Below are 22,627 nucleotides of genomic sequence, written 5' to 3' on the forward strand. Positions count from 1 at the left end.
AGGGTACTTCAGCCACCGCTAGTCCCTCAATTTTCCTCGCTGTCATCCGCCTTCCAATACCCCACCGCCTTCACAAAATCCTGATCCAACCCTTTCTCCTCCAACAACACCTTGCGAATCTGTCGCGACACCTTGCTCTCGGTGGCGACCCAGGCGTACAGCTTGCCGCCGGGCATTTCCAGGTGCTGCACGGTGGTCAGCAGATTGTTCTGGCGGCCTTCGCGCAGCACCCAAATCACGTGTACTTGCGCGGGGCTGTGAAGGATTTGCTGCTCGGCGCCGTTTTCCACTTCCACCACCACCAGCGCACGCCGGTTGGCCGCCAGGTTTTCCAGGCGACGGGCGATGGCGGGCAGGGCGGTTTCGTCGCCGATCAGCAGGTAGTGGTCGAAGATGTCCGGGACAATCATCGAGCCCCTTGGCCCGGCGATGTTGAGGTATTGCCCGGGCGTCGCCTGGGTCGCCCAGGTCGCGGCAGGCCCATCGCCATGCAGCACAAAGTCGATGTCCAGCTCCAGCGTCTGCAGGTCATAACGGCGCGGGGTGTAGTCGCGCATTTGCGGCATCGGGCCCTGATCCTTGCCAGCGCCGGGGGCGAAGTTTTCCAGGGCTGCGTGTTCCTCGGCGTTCTGTGGGAACAGCAGTTTTACGTGATCGTCGCTGCCGAGGCTGGTGAACCCGGCCAGTTCCGGCCCGCCCAGGGTGATGCGGCGCATGCGCGGGGTCAGGTCCTGCACTCGCAACACCTGCAGGCGGCGGCGCTTGATCTCGTGGCTGACACGGTGAATGGTGTTTTGATCGACTTCAGTCATTGGCTGGGCTCCGAAACAGGTGGACGGTCGGGACCGTCGATAATGGCTTTGGCGGTGTTGTTGAGCAGGTCGCGAATCCGCAGGGTTTCTTCCGGGCTCCACCGGCCATGGTGTTTGTGCAGCGCATTGCGCAGGTTATACACCGCTTCGTGGATTTCCGGGGGGCGGTCTTGGCCGCGCAGGGAGCGCTTGCTCGCTTCAATGCGCATGCGTACCTCATTCAACGCCGGGGCCTGGTCTTCAAGGAATAGACGTCCGGCGTCGGTCACGCTGTAGCGTTTTTTTCCACCTTCGGCGTTGCCGGCGATCAAAACGCCCATTTCCAGGAAGGTCAGCGTCGGATAAATCACGCCGGGGCTGGGGCTATAGGCGCCGTCGAACATGTTTTCGATCCGGCGGATCAAGTCGTAGCCGTGGCAGGGCTGCTCGCCAATCAGCGCGAGCAACAGCAATTTCAGGTCACCGGAGGCGAAGACCCGGGGGCCCCGGCTACCACGCTCACGGCCTGCGGGTCGACGTTCGAAACCATCGTGTTCATCGTGTTTTCGGCTGGGATGGGAAGGGGGGACTGTCATATGCCTGCTCTCCGTTCTGCATAAGATAGAACTGAGATATATCTTTATCCGTAGATATATCTTTGACCCTCGATATATCTTGGAACTAAGATATATCGAAGTTGGGTTCCAATTGTTTGAAAAAGATAAGACCTTACCCGAATCCCTTGCCTGTACGGGCGGCAAAGTAGGCCACTGTCTGCATTCGCAGTGTTAAATCCAGGGTGTGGCTTGCAGGTGTGGGTTGTTTCTTACATCCAAACTTCGGTTTTATATAAAACAGCGTATTTTTCGTTATTGCGCATGGCGGTTTGGCTACGTGCCTTTGGGAATAGGCCTGCTTATTTTTAATTAAAGAGAGTGGATCATGCTCCGGCGTTGATGTCAGGCCAGGCTGTAGTGGGTCTGCAACTTCAAGCCTTCTCTTTATGCTATGAACAGGTGTCAAACATGCTCAAACAAATCGTATCCGGTACTGCTCTGATCGCCGCAGCCCTGAGTTCCTCGCTGGTCTTCGCTCTGGACGATGCCCGCTCTTCTATTCATATCACCGCGACGATTCCCACCAAGCAGTTCCATGTACTGCCACGCAACCCTGACTTCGGTAAGGATGAAGTCATGCACTACAATCCGGTAACCAACTCCTTGAGCCCTTTGCGTCAGACCTTCGACGTGAAGAACACCGACGGTTCGGTGCATGCCTATATCCTGGGCGGCCAGGCTTCGCTGACCAATGGTACGGACGCCATTCCGCTGCTGACCCGGTTCAACAATGTCACCCTGACCGAGTTTCCTCAGGAAGTGGTGACTGACGCGGCATCCACTCCAGGTACCCAGGCCGACATGCTCATCATGGCCTCGACCGTGCCTCTGGAGAGCCAGGTCGGTCAATACACCGCCGACTTCACCGTGATCTTCGACGCGGTGCCTCGCCCGTAACCCCTTCACTGCCCGATGAGGCTTTTCTCGTCCTGCGGGCATGAACGCAGGTCGGCCGCCCGGCCGGCCTGTATCTGGAACGTCCCGATAGTTTGCTGATATGAGAATCCATTGATGTTTGCGATGACACCCATCGTGGGTGCGCTGGCGCTGTTGTTGTGCGCCAGTGCATTGGCTGCGCCGACCGCCCCGGGTACGACGCCCAGAAGTCTGTTGTCCCAGGCCAAGGGGCTGCCGGAGGAGTTTGAAGCCCACTTTTTCGATGTGCCTCTGGCGGTTCGTATGGAACTCGATCAACAGTACCTCGGCGAAGCCATGGTGGTGTTGACACGCGATGATCGTATTACCTTGCTTGAATTCACCGACACCCAGGACAGCCCGATCCCGCCCGTCGAGCGCGGGCAATGGGAGCAACTGCTCAAACAGGGGCGCGCCTTGGGTGCCTGCGAAGCCAAATGCACGGCGGGGCTGCTGGCGGTGCATTACAGCCTTGAACATTCACTGGTGTCGATCCTCACTGAAAAAGTGGAGCGCGGCAGCGTGGAGAAACGTTATTACGATCAGCCACAGGGGGGCAGTCTGGGCTTGATCGTCAATAACCAACTCAATCTCAACGGTGGTCAGGAGCAGGATACGGGCGGGCGTTATGGCCTCAATGCCAGTTCCAGCGTGGGTAACTGGACCCAGTCGTTCGATCTGCAGCTTTCGCGCCTGGGCGGGCCGGACGATAAGCTCTACCACGCCGTTCATGAGCTGCACACCCAGCGCGAGATGCAAGACAGTTTTTTGCGCCTGGGTTATTTCATGCCGGGCTCCGATGGTTTGAACCGTCAGATCCGTTCGTTCGGGGCTAACCCGGATACCGCGCTGGGGGTCATGTACGGCAGTTCCGACAGCCTGGTGATCAATAATCCCAAGCCCAGCGTGTACCCCATTTATGTCACCGCCAGTCGTCAGGCGGCGGTGGAGATCTACCGCAACGGCCTGTTGCTCAATACCCAGGCCGTCAGCGCCGGCTTGCAGAGCCTGGATACCCGGCCATTGCCCGGCGGCATCTATGAAGTGGAAGTGCGGCTGATCGAAGACGGGCAGACCACCGCCACGTCCCAGGAGCTGGTCTACAAGCCCAACAACTGGCGCAGTGCCGATGATCGCTGGCGCTACAACCTGTTTGCCGGCCGCGAAACCAAACTGCTGAGCAATTGGGATGATCAACCCTCGGGCTTCACGACTGCCGGGGTCGGTCTCAATTACTTGCTGCACCCGCGAGTGGTGTTGGGGCTTTCCACGCGCCAGGTGCAGGACAAGCTGCAGTACGGCACCTCGGTGGACTGGACGCTGCCCGCCAACACCAGCCTCTTTGCCAACGTTTACCAGACCGAGCAGTACGGCACCGGCATGGACCTGCAGGCGCTGTACAGCTACGGTCTGGGCAGTGTGGTGGCCAGCCATAATCGCAGTTGGCTGGACACGCGCAACACCTACGAAACCCTGCCTGACGGCACCCGTATCCGCCAGCGCGACGTGTTCGTCGGCCAGACCAGCAATTCGTCGCTGTCGGTCTCCCATCGACTGAGCAACAAGTCGTCGATCAACGGGCGGCTGTTCTACAGCGAAGGCAATGTCGAGGGCGCCGGTGTGGACCTGGGATGGTCCCAGCGTGGCAAGCTTGGTGGTAGCGATGCCAACTGGCGGTGGTCGGTGTTCGACCGTCCGGGCACCTCCAGTACCGCCGATCGACGAAATCGCGGCGTGGACCTGAGCGTCAGCGTGGCCTTGGGCGGGCCGGGCGAGTATTGGTCAGGCAGTATCGGCACCCGCACCTCCCGTGACGGAACGCGGGACAACAATGGGTCGCTGAGCTATCGCCGGGACCTGCAGGATCACGTGCTGCAAAGCGTGTCCGCCACGGTACTGGCCGATACCTATGGCGTGGGTCTGTCCGGCCTCGCCAGTTTCGACACCGATACGGTGTACGGCGACGGTTTCATCCAGCGCTCTTCCTACAACGACAACCTCACCGGTGGCTTGAACCTCAGCAGCACGGTGGCCGTGGGTGGCCAGAAAGTCGCCTTCACCGGCCTGCCCCAGAGTGGCGGCGCGGGCATGATCGTGGATGTGGAAACCGACCTGGACGACATCGTCCTGCTCGCCGACGACCTGACGGGTGGCACCACCACCTTGCGTCCCGGCCGCAACTTCGTGCCCATCACCGCCTATCAGAACAGCCTGTTGACCTTCGACTTCGACGGCGTGCATCCACCGGCGGCCAACATAGAGCCTTCACGCAGCCGCTATCACTTGAACAAAGGGGGCGTGGACTACCGCAAAGTCAGCGTGATGAGAAGCGTGACCGTGCTCGGTCGTCTGCTGGACGCGCAGGGCCAGCCGCTCAAGGGCCATCACGTGATCAACCACGCCAGCCGTGGAGTCAGCGAGGTGGACGGTTTCTTCTCCATGGAGATGAACGCCAGCTCCCCGACGCTTGAAGTGCGCTATGGCAATGACTTGCTTTGCCAGTTCCGCCTCGACCCGGATAACGCCAACAGCGAGGGCGATGTGTTGATGATCGGTGATTTGCGCTGCACGCCAGACACCCTGGCCGACAGCAACAACCCGATCGAGACGGCGGGTTGAACTTGATCCTGGCGCGCCGGCCAGCGTGGTGCGCCCTTCAACATTGCAAGCAGTGTTCCGTGAAACGGTCGCCATCGGCCGCCTTCCATTCATGAGGTTTTGGTAATGAAACGCTTATTGATTCTGTGTGGTTTGTCGCTGTTTTCGCTGATGGCCCAGGCCGGGCCGCAGATTAATGTTGGGGTGGTCTACGACTATCTCGAAGGCGACAAGAGCACCTACATGAAACGGATCTTCAACGGCGGAACGTCCACCGCATTCGTCAAGGTCGACATCCTCGAGATTCTTTACAGCGACGACGGCAGCTACCTGGAGGTGCCGCTGCAGGATCAGGACGGCGTACTCGCCAGAAATGGTCTGATGGCCAGCCCGGCACGCCTGATCGTGCCGGCCAACGGCATGCAAGGCACGCGTCTGCTGTTCATGGGCGACCGCAGCAAGGAGCGATACTTCCGGGTTCGCTTCGTCCCGGTGGTGCCGGAGGCCGAGGACGAGTTCGCCGTCAGCGCCGAGGAACGCGAGCAATACAAGAAGGAACGGATCGCCGCCGGGGTGAAAGTGCTGGCCGGCTTCGGCACGGTGTTTTTTGTCAGGCCCAAGGAGACCCGTTTCGAGACGGCCATGGATGACAGTGCCGATCGCTACCTGGTGCGCAACAACGGCAACAGCGTGGTGGTGATCGATGAGTTCAAGGATTGCGCTGCGCAAAAAGACAACGATTGCCGGCCGACCACCAAGCACCACGTCATGGCCGGTCGCACTTTTTCGTTCGACAAGGAGCCTGGGCGTGAGTACCGCTTCAGTCTGATCGAAGGTCGCGAGGAAAAAGCCATCGAGATCAAAGGCTGACGGTATGCCGTCACTGAACTGCCGTTGACGCCACAGGTAATCATCATGTTCAAGATGCTGTTACGTACCCTCCTGTTCACCGCCTTGACGCTGCCGGGTTTGCCCGCGTGGGCAGCGCTGGAGCGGGAAACGTTCGAACTCTTCGTCACTATCCCGACGATCGACTTCCACGTGCTGCCGGTCGACCCGCAACTGGTCGAGCGTGAACAGCCGATGCTGTTCAGCACCCTGACCTCCGGGCTCTTGCCGCTACGGGCCAATTACGAAGTGAAGAACATCAACGGGGCCATTGGCGCCCGTCTGGGGCAAGAGGCTTACCTGTCCAATGGCCGTGAGCGCATCGACCTGCAGGTGACGTTCAACAACGTCCAACTGACCCTGGATTCGGCCCAGGTGGTCTCGGCCGCCGAGGCCCGGCCCGGTCGGCGTGTGGGGCTGGAAATCATCGCCGTCAAGACCGAGGAGGAGTATGCGCCTGGGGATTATTTCGGCACCGTGCACATGGTGTTCGATGCCATTGCGCCGTAGGGCAATTGCGGTTTATTGGAGTGGATCGAAATGAGTCGTTCAAACATCTTCGGGCGCGGTGTTTCGCTGTGCCGCGTTGCCACGGCTTTTGTCTTGTTGTGTATAGGCATGCCGACGGCCAATGCATTGACCCAGGAGATCAGTGCGCGTTTCCGGCCTGATCCGGCGAAGCCCATGGAGAACAAGTTCACCAATACCACACCGGTGAGTGGGTATTGTTCCCAGCACCCCAGGGAATGTGAAATCACGGGCATGTTCAGTATTCGGATGCCCATTACCTTTGATTCGTCCGCGCCTATTCAGGCCAACCACCCCAGTAATCGGCAAGGCGCCATGTTCAAGGTGCCCGCCAACTGGCGTCCGGCAACCGTCTTCAATTCAAGCACCGGCGAAAGTGAAGAGGTTGAAGTGCGCGTATCCGGTATCGGTTCGCAATATCGCCTCAGCGTGAGTCCTGTCGAGCTGGTGGGAGGGGGTGAGGATCTCAAGACGGCCCATTACAGGCTATGGGGCGGCAGTTGGGTGTATGCGCCTTCGCCGTGCCGCTACAGTGGTGTTGCGACCTACAACACGCTCACGTACGCATTTTTTTGGAAAACGCCGCAAGAAGGCGTCTGTGCCAAACAGGCCAAATACCTGGTGCCTGATATGCGCTACACCTATCTGGATTTTGCCTACGAACTGCGCACCCCCAACCCCTTGAAGATGTCGGCCGGTCATTACACCGGAACGTTGAGCTACAGCGTCGGGCCGGGCCAGGACTTCGACATGGGTGACGTGATGATCCCAAACGATTCGGTGATTGCGCTCAATTTCAATCTCGAAGTCCAACACACGCTCAAGGTCGAAGTACCGCCTGGCGGCAACAAGGTCGTGCTCGAACCTCAGGGCGGTTGGCAGGCCTGGTTGAGCCAGGGGCAAAAACCGACGCGGTTGTTTCGTGACCAGACCTTCCACATCTCAGCCTCATCGCGTTTCAAGATGGGCCTGCAATGCCAGTTCGCCGGTTCGAGTGATAACACCTGCCTGCTCTGGGCACCCAGCTCCGGCCAGATGGTACCGGTGAATATCAGCGTGACTCTGCCCAATGGCCTGACCGACGCTGGTGGCCAACCGGTCAACCGCCGTCGGCTCTATCTCGATGGAAGCGGCACCGAGTTGTTCCAGCCGGGGCATTACATCGAGCGTCGGTCGGGAACGATGCATTTCGAAGTCGCCCGCAACCAGGTCGAGGAAATGCTGGCCGGCGATGCCAAGAGCTACATCGGCAATGTGACGGTGATCTGGGATTCGGAGGTCTAGCGGTCCACCATCGCTCCTAAGGGGTTGGATTGAGTCAATGGCGCGCCACCAACGGCTGGCACTGGGTATGGCTACCCGGTTGCAAGTACGGCGAGAGGAACGGCGCCATACCCTTGAGCACCTGCACCGGCAAGGCCGAGGTGAACTTGAAATTCTGCGCCGAAGCCCCCGGTACGTAGGCGGTGAGGGTGCCGAAATGGCTGTCGCCGATGTAGAACACAAAGGTCGCGGTGCGGTTGATCGACTTGGAACTGATGACCCGCCCGCCGGCGCCAACGGCTTCGATGCGGTTGTCGCCGGTGCCGGTCTTGCCACCCATCGATAACGGCGTGCCATCGGCCAGGGTGAAACTGCCGGCCACCCGTTTCGCGGTGCCGGCATCGACCACCTGGGACAACGCACCGCGCAACGCCCGGGCCACTTCCACCGGCATCACCCGTTTGCCGTTATCCGGATCGCTGATCAGCCGTGTCTCATAAGGGGTATTGACGGCGAAGTCGAGGCTGTCGACGCGCAGCGCCGGTAGCCGGATGCCGTCGTTGAGGATGGTGCCCACCAGCTCCGCCAGCGCGGCGGGGCGGTCGCCGGAGCTGCCGATGGCGGTGGCCAGCGACGGCACCAGATGGTCGAACGGGTAGCCGACTTTCTGCCAGCGTTGGTGGATGTCAAGGAAGGCCTCGACTTCCAGCATGGTGCGGATACGACTGTCGCGGGCGCTCTTGTGCCGGCTTTTGAATAGCCAGCTGTAGACCTCTTGGCGTTCGAACCGGCTGGCTTTGACGATCTGGCTGAACTTGGCATCAGGATTGTTCAGCAGATAACCCACCAGCCACAGGTCCAGCGGATGGACTTTGGCGATAAAGCCCTGGTCGGGCAGGTCATAGTTGCCCGGGCCGTAGCTGCTGTAGAGCCGTTCCAGGCGTTCGTCGGTGAGCTTTTCGGCGCTCTTGGCCGACTTGAGGTGCGAACGCACAAAGTGGTTGAAGCTTTCCTGGCTGTCGCCGGGAAAGAAATAGCGGTGCACGGCGGCCAGGCGGATCGCCGTGGGGCGCATGCCGTCGAGGAAGGTTTCGAGACGCTGGCCCGTGTCCTTTTTCTGATACTTCTTCCAGAACTTGAGCAGGAAGGTGGTGCCTTCGCGGTCGGCGAACTGGGCCAGGTACTCCTGGCGGCGCGGATTCTTGTCGTCCTTGAGCAGCTCCGAACTGCTGTCGGGACCCGCGTACGTGGCGTAGCGCACCAGGTCACGCATCAGGCGAATGAATGGCAGGTTGATCGACTCGCGCAGGGCGTCGCGCAAGGTGGGATTACGGCCGTTATCTTCCTTACGGAAATTATTGAAGGTGTGCAGCCCGCCGCCGGTGAAAAACGCCTCGCCGGGGCTGGCTGAATAGGTACGATCCAGCGCCGCCTCCAGCATCGTCGGCAGGTTGCGATCGCTGTGCTGGATCAGGTAGTCGACGGCCCAGCGGGAGAGGCGGTCCTGGTCGGCGATCTCGGCTTTTTTCAATGTTGCCGGGGTTTCGTGGGCATAACGTTCGTGCAGTTCGGCGATGATCTGCAGGTAGGTGGTGAGCACCCGTAACTTGGCGGTGGAGCCCAGTTCCAGTTTGCTGCCTTCGTTGATATCAAAGGGTTGGTCGGTGCTGTCGGTTTGCACGCGCACGCGCGAGCCGTCCGGGGTCAGCTCCAGCAGGGTGAAGCTGTAGCGCACCTGGGCGGTGCTGGTTGGCGTCAGAAGACGTTCGCCCATCAGGCCGATTTCGGCAGCGAACGCCGGGTCTGCCAAGCGCTTGAGGTAATCGGTGGCCTGGGTCTGCAAGTCGTTTTGCAAGGTGCTGGTGGCGGAGAGGTCCAGGCGATCGAGGTCGTAGAACGAGCGGTTGAGCAACGTGGCCAGACGACTGCGGGCGGCGCTGATGCCCTTGTTGATTTCGTTGGGCTGAATGGTGGGTTGCTGCACCCAGTCGCGATAACTGACCTTGCTTGCCAGGGTCGCTTCGGCCAAGGAGGTGTCGATCACGCCGTTCTGGGCCAGCAGCCGGACGTGGCTGTCGGTCAGGCGCGCCAGTTCGTCCCGGCCTTTGGACAGGTAATAGGAGGGGCGGCGCTGGGCGATCATCAACGACAGCATTTCCCGCAGGGCCAGGCCTTTTTCCGCGAGGCTGGCGGGGTCTGTCGCGGTGCTGGACAAGCGTTCGTTGGCACGCTTGAAATCGGCGCCGTACCAGACCCGCAAACCTTCGGCCATGCCGTGGACTTCGCCATGCCCCGGCACGGCGGAGAGCGGCACGCTGTTGAGGTAATCACGGATGATTTTCTGCCGGGCCTCAAGGGTCTGTGGGCCTGCCTGATAGGCCCGCACACTGGCGGAAATCATCTGGCGGATTTTCTCCGCCCCCGACCCGGTAAGGCCGTCGGCGGAGTGGCGATACTTTTCCAGCTGCGTCGCCAGTGTACTGCCCCCGGCGGACTGCCCCGGCAGACTCAGGAGCTTGGCCACTTGCGACCACGCCGCCATGCCGAAGCGCGGCCAGTCCACCGCCGGGTTGGCCTGGGGGTGCTTGGGGTCGAGCAAAAAGCGGTTCTCGATGAACAACAGGCTTTGCACCACCACAGGGGGGATTGCCTCGAAGCTGGCGTACAGTTGCTGCGGGTACTTGAACTGGTACAGCGGCGCGACGCGGCAATCGGTGATCGTCAGGCCGGCCTGGATCTTTTCCGCATAAGGGGCAAACAGGCCCTTATCGACGTAGTTCATCAAGGCCGGGGAGAAACGTGCCTGGGCCTGGATCACATAATCGCGCTTGAGCAACCGCGGCAGGAATTCATCCAGCGAGCTGTAACCCAACCGCCGGTCGAACGGACCTGCGCCAGGGTAGACGATGGCGTCGCTGGGCCCCGGTTGCACCGAATAGGTCAAAGACGCGGCGTACCGGCTTAGCTCCTGGGCTTGAAACCTGGACGTGCGCATTTCCTTGGCCACCGCCAGGCCGACCACCACCACGATAATCAACAGCAACAACCAGAACGCTCGCCAGCCATGCCCTGCGCGGCGTTTTTTTTGGGGTAAAGGTGCTTCTTCCATACGTTCAGTCGGGCCCACAGGTTTACTCGAATCGGTTTGCCATAACGCGCCCATAGTCGACTGATCCATTCACGCATTGATCGGGACTTGTTTGAAGCTTAGACGGTGGCGGCGCGGGCGGCGGGGAAATTGTGGACACCGTATGTATAAGACGGTTGTTGTTCTCTATGGCTGATGGGCTTTTGTGGCGAGGGAGCTTGCTCCCGCTCGGCTGCGCAGCAGACGCAACTGATGCATGGCTGAGCAGTATTCCAAGGTTGAAAAAGCCGGGGGCGGCTGCGCCACCCAGCGGGAGCAAGCTCCCTCGCCACGGGTACTACGTTGCTATCGGAAACGTCGTTCAAACATCAAAGTCTCGGGTCAGACCGGGCGGGGCTACCGTAAGTTGATACCCCAACGACAGGAAGCCAAGGAATGTATCCACCACGCCCAAACTCTCATCAATTGCGTCGCGGACGCTCTTCGGAACGGGGGCGAGGCTACCTCGTCACTACGGTCGTTCACCAACGCGTGCCGCTCTTCAAGGACTGGCGATTGGGACGCTTGCTGGTTGCAGAACTGCGCCGGGCTCATGAACGAGGACAGGTTAATTCGCTGGCCTGGGTTGTCATGCCGGACCATCTGCATTGGCTGGTGCAACTGGAGGAAGCCCAACTCACTCAGGTCATGCAAGCCGTAAAATCTCGCAGCACCCTGGCGATCAATCGAGCAATGAATAGAAAAGGTGCCTTTTGGCAAAGCGGTTTCCATGATCGTGCGATCCGCGACAACCAGGAGCTGCGGCCCTTCGCTCGGTACATCATCGCCAATCCGCTTCGCGCAGGGCTGGTGGATCGCATTGGTGATTACCCGCTCTGGGACGCGAAATGGCTCTAGTCGCTCTAGTTGCATTGGTTGCTCTTGTGGCGAGGGAGCTTGCTCCCGCTCGGCTGCGCAGCAGACGCAACTGATGCATGGCTGAGCAGTATTCCCAGGTTGAAAAAGCCGGGGGCGGCTGCGCCACCCAGCGGGAGCAAGCTCCCTCGCCACAGGGGCTGTTCAGCCCAAGAACCCTGCGCTAGAGCCATCGGCATGTCCCCGGGCATGACGCTGCACCATCGCTGTGCAATACTCGGCGCCGTTTTACGAATTGGCTGTAATCCCAGGCAATACGTCTCCATAGATGGGTATAGGGATGAGGTTTATCCCTGATTTTCCCTGGTTTTACAGTGAAACTCTCTGCCTCTGGCTTTTTATACTGCACGGCCCGCTGATCCTGCGGCGTTTGTTCTACAGGACGGTCTGTCCACAAAACAGACCCGGTTTCGGCAAGGTGGCAGGCTTATCGGCTTGCGGCTTTGGAGACTCGGTGGTCAATCCAATAACAAAACGAGGTTGTATCCCTATGCCTGTCGGCAATCATCTGCCCCATGGCGAGACCGCTCAGGGTGGTCCGCTCAAACGTGAACTCGGCGAGCGGCATATCCGCCTGATGGCGCTCGGCGCTTGCATCGGTGTCGGGCTGTTCCTCGGCTCGGCCAAGGCCATCGAAATGGCCGGTCCGGCGATCATGCTGTCCTACATCATTGGCGGCCTGGCGATCCTGGTGATCATGCGTGCGCTCGGTGAGATGGCCGTGCACAACCCGGTGGCCGGCTCGTTCAGTCGTTATGCCCAGGACTACCTCGGGCCGCTGGCGGGATTCCTGACCGGCTGGAACTACTGGTTCCTGTGGCTGGTTACCTGCGTGGCGGAAATCACCGCGGTGGCGGTGTACATGGGCATCTGGTTCCCCGACGTGCCCCGCTGGATCTGGGCCCTGGCGGCACTGATCAGCATGGGCTCGATCAATCTGATCGCGGTCAAGGCCTTCGGCGAATTCGAGTTCTGGTTCGCCTTGATCAAGATCGTCACCATCATCGCCATGGTCATCGGCGGCGTGGGCATCATCGCCTTCGGGTTCGGCAACGACGGCGTGGCCCTGGGTATTTCCAATCTCTGGACGCACGGCGGTTTCCTGCCCAACGGCGTGCAGGGTGTGTTGATGTCCCTGCAAATGGTGATGTTCGCGTACCTGGGTGTGGAAATGATCGGCCTGACCGCCGGTGAGGCGAAGAACCCGCAGAAAACCATCCCTAACGCCATCGGTTCGGTGTTCTGGCGGATCCTGCTGTTCTACGTCGGCGCGCTGTTCGTGATCCTGTCGATCTACCCCTGGAACGAAATCGGCACCCAGGGCAGCCCGTTCGTGATGACCTTCGAGCGCCTGGGTATCAAGACCGCCGCCGGCATCATCAACTTCGTGGTGATCACTGCGGCGCTGTCGTCCTGCAACGGCGGGATCTTCAGCACCGGGCGGATGCTCTACAGCCTGGCGCAGAACGGCCAGGCCCCGGCTGGTTTCGCCACCACCTCGGCCAACGGCGTGCCGCGCCGCGCGTTGCTGCTGTCCATCGCCGCGCTGCTGCTGGGCGTGCTGCTCAACTACCTGGTGCCGGAAAAAGTCTTTGTCTGGGTGACCTCCATCGCCACCTTCGGCGCGATCTGGACCTGGGTGATGATCCTGCTGGCCCAGCTAAAATTCCGTAAAAGCCTGAGCGCTTCGGAACGTGCGGCCCTGAAATACCGCATGTGGCTGTACCCGGTCAGTTCGTATTTGGCGCTGGCGTTCCTGGTGCTGGTGGTGGGCCTGATGGCCTACTTCCCCGATACCCGCGTGGCCCTCTACGTGGGCCCGGCGTTCCTGGTGCTGCTGACGGTGTTGTTTTATACCTTCAAGTTGCAGCCGACGGGTGATGTGCAGGGTTCGGTGCGTTCGGTTTCGTAAGTTAATGGTGTTGTAAAACAAAGCCCCGGTCGGATGATCGGGGCTTTTTTATGATTGATAGACGCGGACTACAAACCCTCGCCACAGCTAGTCGAACATCGGGTACCTGTTAGTTCTTACAGTAGACCGCACACCCACAGGTCCCTAGATTAAGTATCGCCCGAAGCACCGACATGGTCGGGAGCGTTTATGAAAGCGATATGGAAAGGGTTTTTCAGCTACTCACTGATTGGACTGGCGAATACGCTGATCCATTGGCAGATATTTTTCGTGCTGCGGGTGGCGGCTGGCCTTGATCAGGCGCTGAGTAACTTCGCTGCTTTTTGCGTGGCGGCCTTATTCTCCTCTTATATCAATGCGCTCTATACCTTCGAGGCCAGAATATCGGCAACCGGCTACGTGCTTTTCCTCTGCGTAATGGGCGGGCTCAGTTATACCGTGGGTTACTTCGGGGATCGCTGGCACTTACACGGCTTACTGACCGTGACGGCTTTTTCGCTGATAAGCCTGGTGGTGGGTTTTCCTTTGTCCCGGTTCCTGGTGTTTCGCGGGCAGCACACGTGAAGGTTTCTCTGATTGTTCCGGTGTTCAACGAAGAACAAGCCATCGGGCTGTTTTACCAAAGTGTCCGCCGACATCCGGCGTTGAGTGACTACAACGTCGAGATCGTGTTCATCAATGACGGCAGTACTGACCAGACCGGCCCGTTGGCTCGTGACATCGCGTTGGCCGACAGCCGGGTGCTATTGATCAATTTCTCTCGTAATTTTGGCAAGGAGCCAGCGTTGTTTGCCGGCCTTGAGCGCGCCAGCGGTGACGTGATGATTCCGATGGACGTGGACCTGCAAGACCCCATCGATGTCATTCCGCGGCTGATTGCTCAATGGCAGAAGGGGGCCGAAGTGGTACTGGCCAAGCGTCGCGATCGCTCATCCGACACCTACCTCAAACGCGGGGGCGCGGCGCTGTTCTATCGAGTGCTCAATCGCATTGCCTCCCCCCATATTGAACAGAATGTGGGGGATTTCCGCCTGATGGATCGCAAGGTGGTGGAGGTGATCAAGACCCTTCCCGAATACCAGCTGTTCATGAAAGGCGTGTTGTCGTGGGCCGGCTTCAATACCGTTGTCATCGAATATGACCGCGCCGGCCGCGCCGCCGGCAAGAGCAAGTTCAATGGCTGGAAGTTGTGGAACCTGGCCATTGAAGGCATCACGTCGTTCAGCACCGTACCGTTGCGGTTGTGGACTTACGTTGGCGGTTGTATCTCGTTGCTCTCGCTGGTGTATGCCGCGTACATGGTGCTGGACAAGCTGTTTTTTGGAAACGACCTGCCCGGCTACCCCTCTCTGATGACTGCGATTCTGTTTCTGGGTGGTGTGCAACTGGTCGGCATTGGTGTGCTGGGTGAATACATCGGGCGGATCTATCTGGAGACCAAACACCGGCCCCGGTATGTCATCAAGGAGATGATTCAGGGCTCGGGGATTAACCATGATGCCGGGAGCGATGGGTGCCGCTGCGATAAATGCAAATCCCTATCTCAAGGACGTCATGAGTCATGACGTCTCTTCGTACTTACTCAGGCAAATCTCCAAACCGATTTGCTGATCTCTCAGCTCTGGCCGCGGTAACAGTCCTGGCGATAGTCGTGAGATTTCACGGAATCACAGTACCTGCTATCTGGTATGACGAGGCTTTCAGCGTGCTGCTTGCCCGGCACGAGTTTTGGCAGATCTGGTCGCTTACGGCACGCGACGTTCACCCACCACTTTATTATCTCGCGCTGCATTACTGGATGGTTTTGTTCGGCGACGGAGTCCTGGCCGTGAGGTCACTCAGTGCGCTAGCAGACGTTGGTACAGTCTTGCTGGGCATAAAACTGATGAGTCTGGTTGCTACGCGAAGGGCTACCTGGATCGCTGCATTGTTATTGGCATTGCTGCCGATCTCGATTCGATACAGTCAGGAAGCACGGATGTACACCCTGCTCGGACTCTGGCTGATGGGCGCAACCGTGGCATTGGTGTGCTGGGTTAAAACACCTGAAAAAAAACGTTTCCCAGCTATTTATGTGCTGCTCATGACAGCAGCTTTTTATACCCACTATTTCGCGGCGCTGTGTGTGCTTGTTCATTGGTTTTATTGGTGGTGGGGGGCTCCAGGTGGTTCTCGTACCGTGCTATCCGTGCGCGCCTGGATTCTGGCCAATGGTGCGATTTTGGTGTTGTTCTTGCCTTGGTTGCCTAATTTTATTGAGCATTTGGTAGACCGGCCGGGTCTTGGATGGATACCACCTGTCACAGGACAGGCAGTGTTGAGTCTTGTATGGCAGTTCAGTGTGATGAATGTCTGGGGCGCGCAATCGTTGCTTCTGCGGGCGGTGCCCTTGGTATTTGTTATCGCCTGCGCAGCAATACTGATTTGGAAAGACAGGGCCCTGCATCGTTCCAATGGTTTATTGATCGGCTATTTTTTTATCCCGACAATCGTTCTTGCTCTGGTGGCGTTGCTAATCCCGGTATTTGTTCCCCGCTACCTAGTATTTGCAGCAGTCGGTTTGCCTCTGGTCGTTGCTGTTGTTCTGGATACATTAGGGCAACGACCTGGCGCTCTGGTCTTAGCCCTGGTGATTGTGGTCGTGGTAGAAATACAAGGGTTGCAGTCGGTCTATCGGCAAACGGATGGAATCGATTTCCGTAAGCGTTACCAACTTGATGAGCTGGCTGCCGAAATCAAACAAGCGCTTAGGCCGGGCGATGAAATCGTGCTTGACTCGTTGGACTGGTATCTACCGTTCAGTTATTACAACGAGACAGGTATCCAACCGAGATTTTACATTCGCCTCACTCCTGACGCTTTTCTGAAAATCTCAGATCGCAACGGTTATGCCCTGATTCCCGAAAGTTTGAAGTGGGTCTTTTTCAATGATCCGGATGTGTTGAAATGCAACGGGCGCAGGGTCTGGTGGATATCGATCAAATCTTTGTCGGGCGCCAGGGTGCTATCAGCAAAAGACTGGGAACCAACCCTAACCCTTATTGACGGGGAGATGGCTGCTTCTCTATTTACCCTCAAAGCGACGCCCACTCAACTAAGGCGGGCAACCCGGTGATTGACCGCTACGCCGCCGCCACATCCTGCGGCTCAAAACTGTCCGCCCGCGCCATCTGCCACATCCGCGAATAAAACTCCCCATTGACCTCACCCGTCAGCAATTCCCCCGGTTTCAAGAACACATGCAACTGGGAAAATAGCTTGATTTCAGTGGCGGACATGCGCCGTACCAGATGTTTGGGTTGCAGTTGTGAAGGATGCTCGAGGCCGGCGGCGGCGAGCATTTCGGCCAGGGCCTTGAGGGTGTTGCGGTGGAAGTTGTAGACCCGCTGGGCCTTGTCCGGCACAACCAGGGCGCGCTGGCGCAGGGTGTCCTGGGTGGCGACGCCGGTAGGGCATTTGTTGGTATGACAGCTTTGGGACTGGATGCAGCCGATGGCGAACATGAAGCCCCGCGCGGCGTTGGCCCAGTCGGCACCGATGGCCAGGACGCTGGCGATGTCGAAGGCGCTGACGATCTTGCCGCTGGCGCCGAGCTTGATTTTGTCCCGCAGGTTCAGGCCCACCAAGGTGTTGTGGACAAACAGCAGGCCCTCGCGCAACGGCACGCCAATGTGGTCGGTGAATTCCACTGGCGCTGCACCCGTGCCACCTTCCTTGCCGTCCACCACGATGAAGTCGGGCAGGATGCCGGTTTCCAGCATGGCCTTGGCGATGCCCATGAACTCCCAGGGGTGGCCCAGGCAGAACTTGAAACCCACTGGTTTGCCACCGGACAGTTCGCGCAATTGCTGGACGAACTGCATCAGTTCGATCGGTGTGGAGAAAGCACTGTGGCGTGACGGTGAAACGCAGTCCTCGCCCATGAGGATGCCACGGGTTTCGGCGATTTCCCGGGTGACCTTGTGCTTGGGCAGAATTCCGCCATGGCCTGGTTTGGCGCCCTGGCTCATCTTGATTTCAATCATCCGCACCTGCGGGTTCTGCGCTTGGGCGGCGAAGCGCTCCGGGTCGAAGCGACCTTCACGGGTGCGACAGCCGAAATAGCCGCTGCCCAGTTCCCAGGTCAGGTCGCCGCCGTGTTCGCGGTGATAAGGGCTGATGCTGCCTTCGCCCGTGTCGTGGGCGAAATTGCCGAGCTTGGCGCCCTGGTTCAACGCCCGAATGGCGTTGGCGCTCAGGGAACCGAAGCTCATGGCGGAGATGTTGAACACCGACGCTGAATACGGTTGGGTGCATTGCGGTCCGCCGACCGTCACGCGAAAACCGCTGGGGTCGCTTAACGGAGCCGGGCGCATGGAATGGCCGATGAATTCGAAACCGGTCTGATAAACATCGATCAGGGTGCCGAACGGTTTGTCGGCGCTTTCGTTCTTGGCCCGGGAGTACACCAGGGAACGCTGTGCGCGCGAGAAGGGCAGGGCGTCGCTGTCGGATTCGAGCAGGTACTGACGAATTTCCGGGCGGATGCCTTCGACCAGATAGCGGATATTACCCAGGATCGGGTAGTTGCGACGCACGGCATGGCGGTTCTGCAGCAGGTCGAACAGTCCCAGCAGACTTAACAGCCCCGTGACCAGCGTGATCGGCCAGAGCCAGTCGTGTTGCAGAAACGGCAGGCTGGCGAGGGTAAAAACTACGCAGCCGGCAAAGAAGGCGTAACGGCTCAGTAAAGACAGGCTCATGCGGTTTCCTTCGGGTGAGCGATGGGGTGGGGCGGTGCAGGCATTCTGCGCTGGCAGTGAAAGGGCGGGCAACTGTGGCGAGGGGATTTATGCTCGCTGGGGTGGGGGCAACCCCTGCTCGCTAAACAGGCGCCTCGGTTTCTGAAGACCGCATCGCCTCCATCGCGGGCAAGCCTTGCTCCCACACAGCGCGATCTCAGCTCGCCTGTTTCATCTGCCGCACCGGCAACTCCACGCGGAAGGTAGTTCCCACCCCGACCTCGCTGCGCACTGTGATCTCGCCGTTGTGTTTTTTCACGATGCCGTAGGACAGTGAAAGTCCCAGTCCCGTGCCCTGGCCGACAGGTTTGGTGGTGAAGAACGGGTCGAAGATTTTTTGCAGTGTCTCAGGCGGCATGCCCGAGCCATTGTCGGCGACTTCGATCCACACGGTGTCTTCTTCAATGCCGTTGCGCAAGGTGATGGTGCCACGCTCGGGGCCGATGGCCTGGGCGGCGTTGACGATCAGGTTCATGATCACCTGGTTGATCTGCGACGGCAGGCATTCGACTTCCGGCAACGGGCTGTATTGCTTGATCACGTCGGCCTTGTACTTGATTTCATTGGCGACGATGTTCAGCGTCGAATCCAGGCCTTGTTGCAAGTTGGCCATCTGCCATTCCTGGTTGGAGTCGACGCGGGAGAAGTCCTTGAGGTCCTTGACGATCTGCCCGACCCGGCTGATGCCGTCCTTGGACTCTTTGATCAGCAGTGGAATGTCCTCGACGAGGAAGTCCAGCTCCACCTGCTCGCGCAGCTTTCTCAGATTCACCACCAGTTCCGGCGAAGAAATGGCTTGCTCGGCACTGTCATAGGCCTGGAGCATCTCCTGGAGTTTGCCAAAGTAGCCATCCAGGGCCCCCAGATTGGAAGAAATGAAACCGATCGGGTTGTTGATTTCGTGAGCGACCCCGGCGGCCAACTGGCCCAGCGAGGCGAGTTTTTCCGACTGGACCAACTGGCTTTCCAGCATCTTGCGTTCGTCGATTTCCATCTGCAGCAAAGAACTGGCCTGTTTGAACGCCTGGGTCCGCTGCTCCACCAGCTCCTCGAGTTTGCTCATCTGCAATTGCGCGCGGGAAGTCATTTCCCACTTGGTGGTCAGGGTGTTGGCCATTTGCTGGACTTCGATGTTGTCGAAGGGTTTCTTCAGAATCAGCAACCGGTCATGGCCATTGAGGCGGTCCAGCAGTTCGTCCCAGGAATAGTCCGAGTAGGCGGTGCAGACCACCACTTGCAACAGTGGGTCGTGCTTCCAGAGTTCCTCGATGGTTTTGGCGCCATCCCAGCCCTCGGGCATGCGCATGTCGACAAAGGCCAATGCATAAGGGTGCTCCGTTGCCAGCGCTTGCAGCAGTTTGTTCAGACCTTCCTGGCCGCCGTAGGCCGAGTCGAGTTCGAATACGGTGCCGGCCGGTTTCGGTGCGTCGCCGAACAAGGCGTTTTCCATGTCCAGTAGATCGACATTGACCTGATCCTCCGGCGTGAGGATTTTGCGGAAATCGTCATGGATGGCCGGTGTATCGTCGATCAACAGGATGCGGCGGTTGCTCAGATTATTCATGCTCACCTTCTGCGAGTTTCAAGGGCAGTTGCAACACGAACGTTGCTCCTGTGCCTGGTCCCTCACTGTGAGCGGTGAGGTGGCCGTTCATCTCAATGGCCGCGAGCGCGCAACTGTGCAAACCGAACCCGTGGCCTTCCTTACGGGTGGTAAAACCATGGGCGAAGATACGCGTCATGTTTTCCGCCGGGATGCCTTCGCCTTCATCCTTGACACTGATCTGCAGGGTATCGTCATTGATCACCGTGGCCTTGAGGGTCATGTTCCGTGCGTGGTTGGAAACCCCCGCCATGGCGTATTTGGCGTTGCTGATCAGGTTGATCAGAATCAGCAGCAAGCGGTGTTTGTCGCCCAGGATCCGCGGCACGTCGCCGTATTCCTTGAGCACCGTCACGTGGTGTCGGGTCAGGGCGCCGGAGTTCATGCGCAGGGCGTCTTCGAGCAGTTCGCTGACCACCAAAGGCTCCACCAGGCTGTTGGCGCCGGCATAGGATTGCTGGGTGGAGACAATATCCTTGATGTGATCCACGCTCTTGCTCAACTGGGCCAACTCGTCGGTAAGGCCTTGCTGTTCGACCGCGATGGCCTCCACCAACTGGTTCAGATAGCCGGGCAACAGCTTGCCTTTTTCGTCTTCGGTAAGGAAGTGCCCCAGGTCGTGGGGGTGTTCATTGATCAGTTGCATCGCCTTGCCCAGCCCCAGGGCCTTGCTGCTGCGCAGTTTACGGCTGATCAGGTCGGCGGAGATGTTCACACTGTTGAGCACGTTGCCAACGTTGTGCAGCACGTTGGTGGCGATTTCCGCCATGCCGGCCTGACGAGCGGTGTCCATCAGTTCGCTCTGGGTGTCCTTGAGTTGGCGGGTGCGCTCTTCGACCCGTACCTCCAGCTCGTCGTTGGCGGTTTGCAGGGCGTTGTTGGCGCGTTTGGTTTCGGCGAAGCTGCGCATCAACCGGATGGCCAGCCCGATCAGGATCAACACCAGGAACGTGGCGAAAACCAGCAGAAGAATATGGTTGCGCTGATGCCTGGCGGCAGCTTTCTCCTGGTCTTTGTCCAGCAGGCTGGTGATGGTGTCCAACCGGCCGGCCACGGGAACGGCTTCGATTCCCTGCAAGAGGTCATTGACCCTGGGTTGTTCGCGCAAGATCAGCGCGATGTGCCTGCTCAGGATATCGACGGATTTTTGCAGACCTTCCGGCAGGCGCTCCTTGTTGACGTCCAGCCGGTTCAGGCCTAGCAGCACTTCGGCGGCTTGCTCACGGGTGGTCAGATGAGCGAACTCCATGGCGCTGAGCAACAGATCGTAGGTGTCGATGGCAACGTTTTGCAGCTGCAGTTTGTCGGCGTCCGCAAGTTCGCCGAACTTGGCCTGGATGTCATCTTCGGCGGTGGGCAGGAAGGCGAGGGAGTTGCGCAATACCGCATTGTGGGATTTGAATCTTTCCACCAGACGGGTTTTCTCCTTCACCGCCTTGAGGTATTCGTCGCGCTCCTGTTCCCAGCTTGACGGTGCGTGGCGAGCCGGTTCCGATTCGATGGCGTCGAGGCGCTGCCACAGACGCGCCATCTCATTGAGGGGCGAGACCAGGGGGTCATAGTTTTGGCTCAAAGCCATCCGGGATTTAAGGACTTCGTTGTCCCAGATGGCGTCCTGCTGTTTGAGCAGGCGGATCAGGTCCCGAGATTCAATGTACGAGGCGGCCTGCTGTGCACTCGACTGGATGTACATAAACAGCAGGACTGACGCCAGCAAGAGGCCGACGAATGCCAGACCGAGGCGACGCAGGGCGGTCATAGCGGCTTGCCCTCCCATTCGCCGGTGAGGGTCTTGAGGAATTCGACGATCAGTTCCGTGTCGTTCTTCAAGGGTTCACGGCCCAACTGGTACTTGAACATCACTTCCACCGCGTTCTCCAGGGTAGGCGCTGACCCTGCGTGAAAGTACGGGGCGGTGATGGCGACGTTACGCAGACTCGGCACCTTGAAAACCTGGCGGTCAGCCTCGTCGCCAGTGACATTGAAGCGGCCGTCGTCGGCGCGGGTAGGGTTGCCCCGGTCCTGGATGTAGTCGCCCATCACGCCGAATTTCTGGAACATGTTGCCGCCGATGTTCACGCCCTGGTGGCAGGCGATGCAGCCGTATTCCTTGAAACGCTGGTAACCGAACTTTTCCCGGGGTGTGAGGATGTCGGTGTTGCCCAGCAGGTACTGGTCGAAACGTGAATTTGGGGTCAGCAGGGTGCGTTCATAGTCGGCCAGGGCACCCTGGATGTTGGCCTGGGTCACGCCGTCGGGGTAGGCATCGTCAAAACCCCGGGCGTAGTCCGGGTCCTGGCCGATGCGCTTGAGCACCGTTTCCCAGGTACTGCCCATTTCCGCAGGGCTGGTCACGACGATGTGCACCTGTTCTTCCAGGGTGTCGACGCGGCCGTCCCAGAACTGATGGAAGTTCAGGCTGGCGTTGAACACCGTGGGTGTATTGAACTCCACTGGTTTACCGTCGAAGCCCAGGGAAAACCGCTTTTCGTCGGCGCCACCCTTGTCCAGGCGATGGCAACTGGCACAGGACAGGGTGTTGTTGACCGACAGCCGCGGGTCGTTGAAAAGCCGCAGGCCCAACTGGACGCGCTTGGGGTCCAGGGTCGGAATGGGGGGCAGCGGTTTGAGCGGTTCATCCAACGGCTCGGCGTGAACGGTCACGCTCAATCCCACCAGCAGGCCGAGGGCCAGAATCAGTCCATGTGACGCCATGGGATGCTTTCCT

General features: G+C 59.2%; 17 protein-coding genes. 10 read left to right on the top strand and 7 right to left on the bottom strand.

Going from position 1 to position 22,627, the window contains the following annotated elements:
• Positions 1 to 26: 26 nt before the first annotated feature.
• The gene (locus PSEUDOMOFG3G_RS03585) at positions 27 to 812 is read right to left on the bottom strand and encodes a siderophore-interacting protein (RefSeq protein ID WP_139049224.1); all 786 of its coding nucleotides are present in this window, start codon (positions 810 to 812) and stop codon (positions 27 to 29) included.
• Complete coding sequence (locus PSEUDOMOFG3G_RS03590; RefSeq protein WP_139049225.1) at positions 809 to 1,387, bottom strand: PadR family transcriptional regulator; 579 nt, start codon at positions 1,385 to 1,387, stop codon at positions 809 to 811. Before PSEUDOMOFG3G_RS03590 ends, PSEUDOMOFG3G_RS03585 begins: the two co-directional genes overlap by 4 nt.
• Positions 1,388 to 1,816: 429 nt before the next feature.
• Between PSEUDOMOFG3G_RS03590 and PSEUDOMOFG3G_RS03595 the strand changes: the two genes are divergently transcribed.
• From PSEUDOMOFG3G_RS03595 to PSEUDOMOFG3G_RS03615, 5 genes are all read left to right on the top strand, one after another.
• Positions 1,817 to 2,305, top strand: a complete 489-nt coding sequence (locus PSEUDOMOFG3G_RS03595) for a CS1 type fimbrial major subunit (protein WP_139049226.1) — start codon at positions 1,817 to 1,819, stop codon at positions 2,303 to 2,305.
• Positions 2,306 to 2,419: 114 nt separating this feature from the next.
• The gene (locus PSEUDOMOFG3G_RS03600; RefSeq protein ID WP_139049227.1) at positions 2,420 to 4,942 is read left to right on the top strand and encodes a TcfC E-set like domain-containing protein; all 2,523 of its coding nucleotides are present in this window, start codon (positions 2,420 to 2,422) and stop codon (positions 4,940 to 4,942) included.
• Positions 4,943 to 5,047: 105 nt separating this feature from the next.
• The gene (locus tag PSEUDOMOFG3G_RS03605; protein ID WP_139049228.1) at positions 5,048 to 5,791 is read left to right on the top strand and encodes a molecular chaperone; all 744 of its coding nucleotides are present in this window, start codon (positions 5,048 to 5,050) and stop codon (positions 5,789 to 5,791) included.
• Between the two features lie 45 nt (positions 5,792 to 5,836).
• On the top strand, positions 5,837 to 6,319 hold the full coding sequence (locus PSEUDOMOFG3G_RS03610) for a CS1 type fimbrial major subunit (protein ID WP_139049229.1): 483 nt from the start codon (positions 5,837 to 5,839) through the stop codon (positions 6,317 to 6,319).
• Between the two features lie 30 nt (positions 6,320 to 6,349).
• Entirely contained in the window at positions 6,350 to 7,621 is a 1,272-nt protein-coding gene (locus PSEUDOMOFG3G_RS03615) for a hypothetical protein (RefSeq protein ID WP_139049230.1), read from the top strand.
• A gap of 34 nt (positions 7,622 to 7,655) precedes the next feature.
• Here PSEUDOMOFG3G_RS03615 and PSEUDOMOFG3G_RS03620 read toward each other — a convergent pair whose 3' ends face one another.
• Positions 7,656 to 10,763, bottom strand: coding sequence for a transglycosylase domain-containing protein (locus tag PSEUDOMOFG3G_RS03620; RefSeq protein ID WP_139049231.1), 3,108 nt, complete (start codon positions 10,761 to 10,763; stop codon positions 7,656 to 7,658).
• A gap of 360 nt (positions 10,764 to 11,123) precedes the next feature.
• On the opposite strand from PSEUDOMOFG3G_RS03620, the gene PSEUDOMOFG3G_RS03625 reads away from it, so the two are divergent.
• The 5 genes from PSEUDOMOFG3G_RS03625 to PSEUDOMOFG3G_RS03645 all read left to right on the top strand — a co-directional run bounded on the left by PSEUDOMOFG3G_RS03625 (position 11,124) and on the right by PSEUDOMOFG3G_RS03645 (position 16,630).
• The gene (locus PSEUDOMOFG3G_RS03625; protein ID WP_139049233.1) at positions 11,124 to 11,585 is read left to right on the top strand and encodes a transposase; all 462 of its coding nucleotides are present in this window, start codon (positions 11,124 to 11,126) and stop codon (positions 11,583 to 11,585) included.
• Between the two features lie 508 nt (positions 11,586 to 12,093).
• Positions 12,094 to 13,515, top strand: coding sequence for an amino acid permease (locus PSEUDOMOFG3G_RS03630; protein ID WP_139049234.1), 1,422 nt, complete (start codon positions 12,094 to 12,096; stop codon positions 13,513 to 13,515).
• A 189-nt stretch (positions 13,516 to 13,704) separates the two neighbouring features.
• The gene (locus PSEUDOMOFG3G_RS03635) at positions 13,705 to 14,079 is read left to right on the top strand and encodes a GtrA family protein (protein ID WP_139049235.1); all 375 of its coding nucleotides are present in this window, start codon (positions 13,705 to 13,707) and stop codon (positions 14,077 to 14,079) included.
• The gene (locus PSEUDOMOFG3G_RS03640; protein WP_139049236.1) at positions 14,076 to 15,080 is read left to right on the top strand and encodes a glycosyltransferase family 2 protein; all 1,005 of its coding nucleotides are present in this window, start codon (positions 14,076 to 14,078) and stop codon (positions 15,078 to 15,080) included. The genes PSEUDOMOFG3G_RS03635 and PSEUDOMOFG3G_RS03640 overlap by 4 nt, the downstream gene beginning before the upstream one ends.
• Positions 15,077 to 16,630: a glycosyltransferase family 39 protein gene (locus tag PSEUDOMOFG3G_RS03645; protein ID WP_139049237.1), complete on the top strand. Its 1,554-nt coding sequence runs from the start codon at positions 15,077 to 15,079 to the stop codon at positions 16,628 to 16,630. Before PSEUDOMOFG3G_RS03640 ends, PSEUDOMOFG3G_RS03645 begins: the two co-directional genes overlap by 4 nt.
• Positions 16,631 to 16,637: 7 nt before the next feature.
• Here PSEUDOMOFG3G_RS03645 and PSEUDOMOFG3G_RS03650 read toward each other — a convergent pair whose 3' ends face one another.
• From PSEUDOMOFG3G_RS03650 to PSEUDOMOFG3G_RS03665, 4 genes are all read right to left on the bottom strand, one after another.
• A complete protein-coding gene (locus PSEUDOMOFG3G_RS03650) occupies positions 16,638 to 18,257 on the bottom strand; it encodes an FMN-binding glutamate synthase family protein (RefSeq protein WP_139049238.1) in 1,620 nt (539 codons plus the stop codon).
• Positions 18,258 to 18,453: 196 nt separating this feature from the next.
• Positions 18,454 to 19,860 (bottom strand): ATP-binding protein, encoded by a 1,407-nt coding sequence (locus PSEUDOMOFG3G_RS03655; RefSeq protein ID WP_107321936.1) that lies wholly within the window; start codon positions 19,858 to 19,860, stop codon positions 18,454 to 18,456.
• A complete protein-coding gene (locus PSEUDOMOFG3G_RS03660) occupies positions 19,853 to 21,658 on the bottom strand; it encodes a DAHL domain-containing protein (protein WP_139049239.1) in 1,806 nt (601 codons plus the stop codon). Before PSEUDOMOFG3G_RS03660 ends, PSEUDOMOFG3G_RS03655 begins: the two co-directional genes overlap by 8 nt.
• Positions 21,655 to 22,614 (bottom strand): cytochrome-c peroxidase, encoded by a 960-nt coding sequence (locus PSEUDOMOFG3G_RS03665; protein ID WP_139049240.1) that lies wholly within the window; start codon positions 22,612 to 22,614, stop codon positions 21,655 to 21,657. Before PSEUDOMOFG3G_RS03665 ends, PSEUDOMOFG3G_RS03660 begins: the two co-directional genes overlap by 4 nt.
• Positions 22,615 to 22,627: the final 13 nt, after the last annotated feature.

Origin of the sequence: Pseudomonas sp. FG-3G (assembly GCF_901007645.1) — a bacterium.
GTDB classification, from domain to species: domain Bacteria; phylum Pseudomonadota; class Gammaproteobacteria; order Pseudomonadales; family Pseudomonadaceae; genus Aquipseudomonas; species Aquipseudomonas rhizophila.